This window comes from uncultured Campylobacter sp., assembly GCF_937997465.1.
In the GTDB taxonomy this organism is placed as follows: Bacteria; Campylobacterota; Campylobacteria; order Campylobacterales; family Campylobacteraceae; genus Campylobacter_A.
Genome location: NZ_CALKTQ010000228.1, coordinates 1 through 10,417 on the forward strand (window position 1 = coordinate 1; position 10,417 = coordinate 10,417).

General features: G+C 49.2%; 14 protein-coding genes. 5 read left to right on the forward strand and 9 right to left on the reverse strand.

Translation table 11 applies throughout. The annotated features are described in order from the left end of the window. The 4 genes from Q0546_RS07620 to Q0546_RS07635 all read right to left on the reverse strand — a co-directional run. On the reverse strand, positions 1 to 527 hold a 527-nt coding region (locus tag Q0546_RS07620), incomplete at its 3' end, for a DUF6683 family protein (protein WP_298791900.1). Positions 528 to 779: 252 nt separating this feature from the next. Then, a complete protein-coding gene (locus Q0546_RS07625) occupies positions 780 to 1,451 on the reverse strand; it encodes an isochorismatase family cysteine hydrolase (RefSeq protein WP_298791902.1) in 672 nt (223 codons plus the stop codon). Between the two features lie 86 nt (positions 1,452 to 1,537). Continuing rightward, the gene (locus Q0546_RS07630; RefSeq protein ID WP_298791904.1) at positions 1,538 to 2,578 is read right to left on the reverse strand and encodes a HAMP domain-containing sensor histidine kinase; all 1,041 of its coding nucleotides are present in this window, start codon (positions 2,576 to 2,578) and stop codon (positions 1,538 to 1,540) included. Further along, positions 2,575 to 3,390: a DUF234 domain-containing protein gene (locus Q0546_RS07635; protein WP_298791905.1), complete on the reverse strand. Its 816-nt coding sequence runs from the start codon at positions 3,388 to 3,390 to the stop codon at positions 2,575 to 2,577. The genes Q0546_RS07630 and Q0546_RS07635 overlap by 4 nt, the downstream gene beginning before the upstream one ends. 115 nt (positions 3,391 to 3,505) lie before the next feature. On the opposite strand from Q0546_RS07635, the gene Q0546_RS07640 reads away from it, so the two are divergent. Next, complete coding sequence (locus Q0546_RS07640) at positions 3,506 to 4,798, forward strand: aminotransferase class V-fold PLP-dependent enzyme (RefSeq protein ID WP_298791906.1); 1,293 nt, start codon at positions 3,506 to 3,508, stop codon at positions 4,796 to 4,798. Further along, positions 4,795 to 5,427 (forward strand): hypothetical protein, encoded by a 633-nt coding sequence (locus tag Q0546_RS07645; protein WP_298791907.1) that lies wholly within the window; start codon positions 4,795 to 4,797, stop codon positions 5,425 to 5,427. The genes Q0546_RS07640 and Q0546_RS07645 overlap by 4 nt, the downstream gene beginning before the upstream one ends. Positions 5,428 to 5,729: 302 nt before the next feature. Here Q0546_RS07645 and Q0546_RS07650 read toward each other — a convergent pair whose 3' ends face one another. Beyond that, entirely contained in the window at positions 5,730 to 5,885 is a 156-nt protein-coding gene (locus Q0546_RS07650; protein ID WP_298791908.1) for a hypothetical protein, read from the reverse strand. A gap of 53 nt (positions 5,886 to 5,938) precedes the next feature. On the opposite strand from Q0546_RS07650, the gene Q0546_RS07655 reads away from it, so the two are divergent. The 3 genes from Q0546_RS07655 (at position 5,939) to Q0546_RS07665 (ending at position 7,440) form a co-directional block, all read left to right on the forward strand. Next, on the forward strand, positions 5,939 to 6,157 hold the full coding sequence (locus Q0546_RS07655; RefSeq protein ID WP_298791909.1) for a hypothetical protein: 219 nt from the start codon (positions 5,939 to 5,941) through the stop codon (positions 6,155 to 6,157). A gap of 120 nt (positions 6,158 to 6,277) precedes the next feature. Further along, positions 6,278 to 6,439, forward strand: coding sequence for a hypothetical protein (locus Q0546_RS07660; RefSeq protein WP_298791910.1), 162 nt, complete (start codon positions 6,278 to 6,280; stop codon positions 6,437 to 6,439). 143 nt (positions 6,440 to 6,582) lie between these two features. Next, entirely contained in the window at positions 6,583 to 7,440 is an 858-nt protein-coding gene (locus Q0546_RS07665; protein WP_298791912.1) for a hypothetical protein, read from the forward strand. A gap of 179 nt (positions 7,441 to 7,619) precedes the next feature. Here the strand turns inward: Q0546_RS07665 and Q0546_RS07670 are convergent, their stop codons facing one another. From Q0546_RS07670 to Q0546_RS07685, 4 genes are all read right to left on the reverse strand, one after another. After that, positions 7,620 to 8,123: an NAD(P)H-dependent oxidoreductase gene (locus Q0546_RS07670; RefSeq protein WP_298791913.1), complete on the reverse strand. Its 504-nt coding sequence runs from the start codon at positions 8,121 to 8,123 to the stop codon at positions 7,620 to 7,622. Positions 8,124 to 8,226: 103 nt separating this feature from the next. Next, complete coding sequence (thiE, locus tag Q0546_RS07675) at positions 8,227 to 8,829, reverse strand: thiamine phosphate synthase (protein WP_298791915.1); 603 nt, start codon at positions 8,827 to 8,829, stop codon at positions 8,227 to 8,229. Further along, positions 8,822 to 9,601, reverse strand: coding sequence for a hydroxymethylpyrimidine/phosphomethylpyrimidine kinase (locus Q0546_RS07680; protein ID WP_298791917.1), 780 nt, complete (start codon positions 9,599 to 9,601; stop codon positions 8,822 to 8,824). The genes thiE and Q0546_RS07680 overlap by 8 nt, the downstream gene beginning before the upstream one ends. Positions 9,602 to 9,646: 45 nt before the next feature. Beyond that, positions 9,647 to 10,417, reverse strand: a 771-nt coding sequence (locus Q0546_RS07685) for a hypothetical protein (RefSeq protein WP_298791918.1), incomplete at its 5' end; no start/stop codon positions are given.

Consider the following 10,417-nt stretch of genomic DNA (forward strand, 5'->3'; position numbering starts at 1 on the left):
GTAGCTTTTCCCTCAAACAGCTCCGGTTTTTTGCGCAAAAACTCGGCGATCTGCAAAAATGCGGGCTTTACAGCCTCGTCCGGCATCGGATGATTAAAATACGCCGCATAAGCGCCTCCTAGTAGCGCCACGATGCCAGTCGCCACGTTTTCTTTGGGTATGCCGTATAGCTGCTCTACGCTGCTGTTTAGCTTATCTATGCCCTCTACTAGCAAGCGCCGCCCCTCGTCTTGTTGCGCGGCGGGGAAAAGCTGCGCTATCTGCTCTATACCGTCCATATCTAAAAAATGATCTCCGGCTCGTACCAGCGCGCCCGTATAGAGTATATCGGTCTTAATGTCTTTGGCATAGGCGGAATCATCGGGCGGATTTAGATTTTTTCTTGCTTGATTCATAGCGCGGTTATAGGCATCCTGCCGCAACCACTGCTCGTTAAAATCAATCGTAAAAAACGCCTGCGCGCTGCTAAAACACATCACTGCTCCAAGCGCTGCCGCGCCGACTCGAATCTTGCCTAAAATTTTCATAAAACGCCTCCTAATACAAATTCATGCGACGTCGCCGCATTGCCCGCATTATACCTAAAATAACGCGGCTACGATCTTTTTTATTCTGATTGCCTTTATGCCGCCGCGCAGATGGAGGCTAAAGGCGTGCAAATTTATCATCCAAGAGATTTTGCGCAAACGCACGGTAGGTAGTAAAATTTCGCGCTTTAGCTCAAATTTGATCCCGCTAGCAGTCTAAATTTACCGCCTGCTCCGCCCGCAAAATCGGCGTTAAAATTTAATCCCTCGCACGACCTGCGCGCCAAGACCCGTTTGCATATGCCGCAAAAACATCGCGTGATAAAAGTCCCCCTCGTGCCCCGGCGCGTCGTAGGTGGCGACGAGGCTTGCCGGCACTAGGACTTTGCGCCTGATGTTTGCCTCGTTTGCGCTAAGCTTTAGGTGCGAGACTAGCTGATAGACGCATAGATCTGTGCAGTCGCCTAGCACCACAAAAGTGTCTATGTGCGGATTTTGCGCGATAAACGCGTTAAATTCGGCGCAGTAAGCCGCGCTCAGGGAGTTTTTGCGAAAGATTTTTAGCTCGTCAAAAAACGGCAGCTTGCGTAGCTGCGGTATCGTATTCGCGCCCTCGGTGCCTTTGATCGCGTGCGGCGGAAATGCGTCAAATTCCGCGCAGTTTGCCTCGTGGCTATCCTCGAGCAGCACGAGATTTCTCGCACCCGCCGCGTAAGCCGCGCTAAAAGTCTGCGCTATACCGTCCGCGATCGCGCCCACTCGAGGGCTAGCTAGCGGTCCCATGCTGCAAAATCCCTCTATCATATCCACGCTGATAAATGCGGTGCTTGCCGCGTCGCCTGCTAAAAGTTCGCTAAATTTAATCTCCTTTAGCTCCTCAAACCACTTCGCCAAATCCTCTAAGATTTTCGCGTCAAATTTCATTTTCTCTCCTTGTTTTGATTGTTTTTTGTTCGTTGTTCGGCTTGCCGAAGCCAAACCTTCCGCCGCCCTAAATTTCGCGTTCAAATTTAAACTCCGTCCAAAGCGTCAAATTTCATCAAATTTACCGCCTGGCCGCGCGTCTTTGCGGGTAAATTTACGCAAAAGCTCTTTGGCTCAAGCTCGATCTCGATACTGCCGCCGTGAGCTTGGACGATCTGCAGGCACAGGTGCAGCCCAAGGCCGTTGCCTTTTAGTTTGCTCGTTTTAAACGGCTCAAAGACCATGGCTTGGTTTTTGATCGGCACGCCGCTATCGGTCACGGCAAATTTATGCTCGCCCTCGCGCTGCTCGTAGTCCACGCGCACCCAGCCGTCATCATCCTCGTTTTCCTCGACCGCATCGATAGCGTTAAACAGCATGTTTTGAAACACCATCGCGAGTAGATCGCGGTCGCCCACATAGGGCAGGTCGGGGAAATTTAGGCTAAATTTGATCTCCTTGCCGTATGTGTAGCACTCTATGGCCGCCTCGCACTCGCTTTTTAGCTCGGCTAGGTTAAACTCGCGCGCGTTTATCGTTAGGCCTTTTGTGAAAAGCAAAGTGGCCTTGATGATGCGCTCGACGCGCCAGATCGCCTTTTGCATCTGCTCGACTACGGGGCGATCGTGGTCGCCCGCTTTTTTTATCAGCGTGGAGGCCAGCAGCGAGATCGAGCCCACGGGATTGCGTATCTCGTGGGCTAGGTGGGCGGCGACCTGACCCATCGAGGCTAGGCGCTCGGTGCGCTTTTCGGTCGTTATGTCGGTTGCGGAGATGATTTTTTTGCCCTCTTTTTGGGCGATTTTGATGAGGTAGATTTGCCCTGCGGCGCTTATCTCGCCCTCATTTTGCGGGATAAATTTTAAAATTTGACCCAGTTTTAGGGCTTCTGAGTTTTGTAAAAATATCTCGCCCGCCTCGTCCAAAACCCAGATCGCGTTTGGCAAAATTTCCACGATATCTTTGATAAATCCTTGCAGATTCGCATACGACGCGGTTAGGTTTTTGTACTCGCGCTCTATCAGGTAGGTCTGCTCGATCAGGCTTTTTAGTCCGTCTTGGACACTGGTTTTATCGATCTGGGTCATAAAAGCTCCTCGAAATTTTCTAAATCAAAAAGTAAAATTCGCTCGTTTTTTAGGCGGCGCACTTCGTTGCTAAAGCCGCTTTTGGAAAATAGCGCGACGGCGTCTGGCACGAAGCCTAGTCGCTCGCATTTTTTAAGGAGTAAATTTACCACGTTTTTGCAAATTTTATGCTCTTTAAATTTAGCTTCTCCGACGATGATACGTCCGTCTAGGCTCAAAAATATATCTATCTCGATATTTTTCGCCCACAGACTCCGCACCCGAGCGGGCTCCGTGCCTAGTCTAAACGCCAAAAGCTCGCGGCAAAGCAGCTCAAAGCCAAAGCCCGCGTACGAGTCGAACTCTCGCCTGATGATCTCCATCAGCGCGGCCTTTTCACCGTTTTTTAAAAGGGTTAAATTTGGCTCGATGAAATAAAACCAAAACCTAGTAAAATTGTCGTTAAAGACCACCTTATCCTGCGCCTTGTCGCGCTCGGGCAGCTTTTTGGATTTTTGATATTTGCTTTTTATGCGCGGTTTTTCCAGCGTCTTTTCGATGCTGACTACGCCTGAGTTTATCGCAGCGGCGTAAATTTTTAGGATGAGAGGGCGGGGCAGAAATTTATTTAGAGCGTATTTTTTGCGGTCGTTTTTAGCAAGCTTGCAAAGGGCAAATTTAAGCTCGCTTTCAAAAGGGGCGTCAAAGCTAAATTTGAGCGACAAATCTTCAAATTTATCCAAAATTTCCTTTTCGATCGCCTCGAAAATATCATAATAATTCGCCTCAAATTTTAGTGCGTCAAATACTAAATGAAAGTAAATAAGCTGCAAGATATCAAGGTGCTTAAAGCGCGCGTAGCTTGATTTTAAGGCGTAGATTTTTGCTCCTTTTTAGCCCATTTTAGCACAACTTTGGTTATAATCTCTTTTTTTATAAGGAAAAATTTTGGTTAGCATCGACGAAATCAGGAAAAATATTATTTTAAAAAAAGGCGTGCGCTACTTTGACTACACGGCCTCGGGCCTAGCCTACGCGCCTATCGAGTGCAAGATCGCAAAATACCTAAAAACCTACGCCAACACGCACTCAGAAAGCGCCTCAAACGCGCTAAAAACGCAAAAACGCTACGAAAAAGCAAGGCAGAGCCTAAAAGACGCGCTGGGGCTTGATGAGCGATTCTATCTGATCTCGGCGGGCTGCGGCGCGACGGGAGCTATAAAGAAATTTCAGGAGATCATGGGGCTTTACCTGCCGCCTATGAGCGCAAACCGCCTAGGCGAAGAGGCGGTAAAAGGCGCAAATTTGCCCCTCGTCATCGTCTCGCCCTACGAGCACCACTCAAACGAGATCAGCCTGCGCGAGGGGCTGTGCGAGGTCGTGCGTATACCGCTAAGCAAGAGCGGAGAGATAAATTTCGGCAGGCTCGATCAACTGCTCAAAATCAACTCAAAGCGCGAGATCATCGGCTCTTTTAGCGCGGCCTCAAACGTCACGGGGATAATCAGCGACTACAAAAAAATCTACGTGATGATGAAGCGATACGGTGCGACCGTGGCCTTTGACGCGGCTAGCCTTAGTCCGCACGACAACCTTGACGCGGACTACTTCGACGCGCTATTTCTCTCGCCGCATAAGCTTTTAGGCGGCGTGGGTAGCTGCGGACTGCTCGCGATAAAAAAGGAGCTCGTAAAGTCAGATAAACCAACCTTTGCCGCGGGCGGGACGGTTAGCTACGTGAGCCGCAGTTCGCATTTTTTCGCGCCTAGCGTAGAGCACACCGAGGAGGGTGGCACCCAACACGTGATGGGGCTCATAAGAGCCGCTCTAGCGTATCGGCTACGAAACGAAGTAGGGCTAGACGTCATAAAAAGCCGCGAGGATGAGCTAACAAAGCAGTTTTGCGAGGGGCTGGATAATATCCCCGAGGTCGTGAGCTACTGCCCGCGCGCAGTGCCGAGACTGCCGATTTTCGCGTTTAACGTTAAGGGCGTTTCGCCGTATGATTTCGCCGAGGCGCTGAGCGAGGACTACGGTGTGCAGACTCGTGCTGGGTGTGCGTGTGCCGGTCCGTACGGACACGATCTGCTCGGACTAAAAGACGATCAGAAATTTGATCAAAAGCCAGGCTGGGTTCGCGTGAGTCTGCACTACTCGCATACGCAAAAAGACGTCGCATATCTGCTAAAGGCGATCAAAAAAACTATTAAAAAATTTAAAACCAAAAAGGAAAAGAAATGAATAAAATTTTAGCCGCAGCCCTGTTTGCACTTTGCGCCGTTTGCGCGCAGGCAAAGCCGTTTAGCCCCGAGCAGTACGCAAAGGTACTGCGCGAGTATAACTCCGTCGCGGGCGCGAACAACTACTTTGAAAGCGGTAAATTTAAAGAGGAATTCGAGCTTCGCAAAAAATACTGCGACGAGGGTCTAAGAGACGCGTGCGGCGATCTGGGGCTGCTTTACGTTACGGGTCTAGGTACGCCAAGAGATAGCAAAAGAGCCGGCGAACTGCTCGAGTATGCCGCTAAAAACGACGAATTTAAGGCCATATCGCAGTACTACGAAGCCGCACTTGACATAGCTCGCGCGGCGGAAAAATACCCGGACGATAAGGTCACGCAGCACCTAGGAGCCGAGTTTAAAAACTCGCTGGAGCAGTGCAAAGCCTACAAGGGCGATCGCCACGTGTGCTTCCGCGCGCTGGTGATAAGCGGTATGCTACCAAAGGGTGAGGGCGGCCTGGGGCTATCGCAGGCTGAGTTTGCCAAGACGTGGGAGGACATCGTCGTGAGCGATGTCGAGCGCAACGGCATGGACGACTCGAAGGTAAACTCGCTGGCAAAGGAGCTAGAAGGACTAGCGGCACGCTAAATTTGCGGGCTTTTGCGGCGTAGATTTGCTTTTTTGGCCAGGCGATCCGTCAAATTTAAACGTCCGCGCTTTTTTCTTTTTGCGGGCGGCTTTGCGTCTCATGTAAATTTAGATTACTTGGCTCAAATTTGACGCGCCGGCAATTGCTAGGCTTAAATTTGGGTCGATTTTGGGTAAATTTATCCAGCGGTGCATAATTTGCTTTTGCTCAAATTTGACCGCTTTTTACGGATAAATTTAGCTCTCTCCTGGTGGCATTTTGCGGCTTGCGAGTTTTTGCCTGGCGGGCTTTACAGCTATCTTTACGGCGTAAATTTGCTAAATTTTGCTAGCGTTCGAGCAAATTCGGTCGTCAGGCTTAAAGTCTTTGCTTGCTCTTTTTTGCGCGCAGTCAAATTTACGCGCCCGCGCGGGTTTTTGCCCCGCTCAAATTTGACGTATTTTTGTGTCCAGCTCAAATTTGCGCGGCGTTAATTTTTACGAATTTACAAAAACTTTGGAGAAAATTTAGATGCGAGATTCGTGCGAGTTTCAGGTTTTAGCGGGCGATGTAAAAAACGTGAGATGGAGTGCGGCGACGGATGACTGCGTTTTTGAGATCGCGGGCGCGAAATTTAACGCCAAAATCTCCAAAGAGCGTCTCGTGCCACGCGAAAATGACCGCCTAGCCGTAGCCTATGACGAGCAAAACGAGGTTTGGAATTTTAAAAATTTGACCTCAAACAAGTGACTCAAAAACTACGCTTGGCGCGCGCATTTTATACTATCATGGGCAGCAATCTTTGATATCGTCCCCGGTAAAATTTTAGGCGCGATTTTTTCGATACCTATCATTTATCTAAGCAAGCATTTGTCCGAATTTGTAGGCATGGCAGCCTTGTTTGCCTTTGTTGTTTGCCTGTTTTTATCGCTGCCATTTTTGCACATATACTGGAGCGAAAACAAAAGCTTAAGCGGCATGGTCGAGGCGTATCTAGCTTTGAGAAAATTTTTAAAAGAAGCGGATTTGTAGTCCGTCGTCAAATTCGCCCGCTCAAAAACGCTGCCAAACGCGGCAAATTCGGCGCCTATTTTAAAATTGGCAGGCGAACGAGCGATTAAATTTATATCGCTCAAATTTCGGGCGCGAAAACTTAAAATTTAAAAGGATTTAGCTTGCAAGAAACGAAAAACGACCTAAAACTACTGGGCGGACGTGTAAATTCGCTTGAGTGCGTCTATAAAGACAAAAGCGGATTTGATTATAGCTTTAGCTTAGATGGGCAAATTTTAAACGTTCGCTCGCTGCAAAGTCCGCTCTTGCCGATAAATGACGGCGACGAGATGCTAGCGGTTTGCGATAAAAAGGGGCGGGTTTTGTGGCTAAAAAACCGCTCCCTAAACTCCGCTGCCTGGTACGCCTATGAGCCTAGTCTCTTTTTTGCGGCTTTGTTTTTCGTGCTGTTTTTGTTGTTTGGCGTGGCCGGCGTTTGGGCGATTTTCTCGGGATTTGACGGACGGCAGCCGCTTTTTGGCACCGTGCTGCTAGTTTTTGGTTTCGGCTCTCTTGCCTTTGCTTGGTTTAAATATCACGGCGAGGCGTCTTTGGGCTTGCGCGTTAGGTTGATGCTTGGCGCCACAAAAGAGCCCAAGTCTAGCGGCGAGGTTAGCGGTATGGTGCGCAATCTAAGGATTTTTGAGACGAAAGAGAAAAATTATTTTAACGTCACGGTCGCTGATACGTTTTTGTGGGGTAGCAGCCCCAAAAAGCGCGCTCTGGAGCTAGCAAACGGCGACGAAGCGAGCGTGAAGTATGAAAATTTCAAGGTTTTAGAAATACGAAATCTCAGCAAAAACCTGACGGCGAAAAAATCGCAAGGCTTTTTTGAAAGGGCGCTTTGGTTTAGCGCAGATATCGCGATAAGCCTTTTTTGTCGGGGTTGCTTTGCTCTATGCTGGGACGATGGATTTTTGGTTTTCGCCTTTTGCGGGGATTGCGGGCGTGATAATCTTGCTTGGCGGAGTCTGCTTTAACGTGTTTTATAAAAAAGATTAGCCTTTGGCGCGGCTTGGCAAATTTGGTACGGAAACTTCAAATTTTAGCCTGCTCGCCGTAAATTTGACGCTCAAATTTAGCGTGTCAAATTTGAGCAAGGCAAGCGGACTCGTCAAATTTTAAGCCTTACAAAAACGCTTGCTAATTTTGCCGCGCTCTAAATCGTCTTCGCTTGAAACGTAGTCCACGCCCGGAGTCTCCTCGGCGCCGTAAAATGCGAAAAAGCCGCGGTAGTCGGCGCGAAAATAGTATTAAACGCAAGCTCAAACGGCGTAAGAACCTCGCGCAAGCTAAAATGATAGCGCCCTTGCGGGCAGTAGTCGCTCTTTTTGATGCCTGCGGTCACGGCTAGCGCGACCTTGCGGCCCGCGATACCGTCCGAGCCGCGCCCATAGGCAAAACCGTGCGTCATCACAGCGTCGATCCATGATTTTAAAATCGGAGGGCAGGAGAAGTTATGAAGTGGAAACTGCAAAACGAGGGCGTTATGGGCTCTGATGAGCTCTTGCTCGTGCGCGGCGTCAATGCTTTCGCCCCCGTAAACCTGCGTCAGGTCATGAACGCTAAAGTGCTGCGGCTCTTTGAGTGCCTCTTGCAGCAGGCGTTTGTTTATGACCGAGTTTTGGATGCCTGGGTGGGTTAAGATGATTAGAGTTTTCATTTTTATCCTTTTTAATCGAGCAAATTTTAGCGAACCTGGCTTAAATTTAGGCGGAGCATCGCGCGGGCTAGCGACGCAAATTTGACGCAGTTTTAGCGCATTTTTACAAAAACGCTTGCAAATTTCGCAGATTTTCTTTTATGGATGCTGGGCGGTAGAGCGCTGAGATAACGGCGATGTAGTCTGGATTTAGCGCGGCGATTTGCGCGATATTTGCTGCGTTTATGCCGCCGATCACGCAAACCGGGATACGTAAAATTTCCTTTGCGCGCCTGATCGTTTCAAATTTACAAAGCGGGGCGTTTGGTTTGGTCGGGCTCGCAAACACGGCGCCAAATGCCGCGTAAGAAGCACCCTCGTCCTGCGCCCTTAGCGCCAAATTTAGATCGTCATAGCAGCTAACGCCGATAAAGGCGTCCTCGCCCAGGATCTTGCGAGCGGCCTTTACTCCGCCGTCGTCTTTGCCGATGTGCACGGCGTTTGCACCTATTTTTGCGGCAAATTTGACGTCGTCGTTTACGATAAATCTCGCGCCGTAACGCTCGCAAAGCTCTTTTAGTGCAACAGCTACGCGCTCGTTTTTGGGCTCAAGCTTGGTGCGGTACTGTAAAAACTTCACTCCGCACTCTAGCAGCTCGCGAGCTTGCTCTAGCACGCTACTCTCTGGCGTTAGGACGTCGTCCGTGATAGCGTAAATTTCAGCCATTTTCGCCCGCTGCTTTGTGATTCAGCAGTCGCGCGCCGAAATTTGAGCCGTGGGCGTTTTTGATTGCGTTTGCGACGAAGGCTTTGGCGCGCTTGATTGCCGTTATCTCGTCTGTCCCGCACGCTAGGGCGCAGGCGATAGCCGTGGCGAAGCTGCACCCCGCACCGTGCATGATTGTGGGGCGCTCTAGCGGCTCGCCGAATTTAACGATTTCGCCGCTTTTTTTATAAAGCGTATCCTCGCAAATTTCGCTCGCTCGCGTGCGTTTTAGTACGATGTCGCAGGGCAGATCCGCGCTCAAATTTAACCGCTCGCCGTCAAAATTTAACCCCAAAATTCGCGCTTCGTCTAAATTCGGCGTCGCAATGCGAGCTAGGCTCAAAAGCTCTTTTAGCGCACTTATGGCGCCCTCTTGCAGTAGCTTTACGCCTGATTTCGCCACGCAGACGGGATCTATCACGGCGCTTATGCCCTGGTTTTGTTCCAGCCAGGCTTTGACGCAGGCTATGAGCTGTTCGTTAAAGAGCATGCCGATCTTTACGGCGTCAAATTTTAGCTCGGCGCAGACTGCTTCTAGCTGCGCGTTTAAAAACTCGGGCGTTACGGGCATTACCGCGCTCACGCCGCTCGTGTTTTGCGCAGTTAGAGCCGTGATCGCAGTCGCGCTGTAGCAGCCGTAGGCCTCGCAGGTTTTTATGTCGGCTTGCACGCCGGCACCCCCGACGCTGTCGCTGCCTGCGATGATTAGGATATTTTTTTTAGGATTTTTCATTGTTTTACCTTAAGCGGTTTTTGTTAAATTTATCTTTGGTCGAATTTATTTGTCGCCAAAATCCTTGCCAAACTCGACTCCAAGCTCCCTTAAATTTACGGGGCCGTTTCCTTGCGACTCGATCGGTGGCGGCGCGGTTTGCGGCTGCGTTTGTTTAGGCTGTTCGCTTGCAGGGTTTTGCTCGGTTTGATCGTTTTTGGTGGCGTTATTTTCGGCTTTTTTCGGCTTTTTCTTTGCTTTTTCGTCTTCTAGCTTTTTGCCGGTTAGGCACTCATAAATTTCCGAGTGATTTTTCTTCGCCCAGTCCTCTTTGACTTCGATTTTTTGGTACTCTTTGCTAGTAGGCGAGGCGAGGCCGTTTTTGACCAGGGTTTTGTTTAGGATTCTGCTTTCGTCGCTTACTTCGCACAGCCATCTATCGCCTAGATTTTTTAGCGTGAGCACGTAGTAGTTGCGCTCAGGACGAAATATCTTTTTTATCTCTTTGTCGTAGGATTTGCTGAAATTTTCCAGCTCTTTTTTATCTTTTATGCATTTTGAGCCGTCGTAAAATTTAACGTTTGCAAGCTTGCAAGGGGCGATCACGGCGGCGTTTAGCCTAAATATAAAGGTATCGTAGTCTAAAATTTTTTCTAGAAAAAGGACTTCTTTGACGACTTTTTCGCGTTTGGATTTGGTTGTTTGGGTGATTTGCATGTCGGTAAACTCGGCTACCAAATTTACCGACAGTAAGGCTAAAGCGCAAAATTTAAGCAGAGTAAAAAATGCGCTTTTTTTCATTATTTTAGATCGTATTTTTCTAGCAGTTTGTCGTAG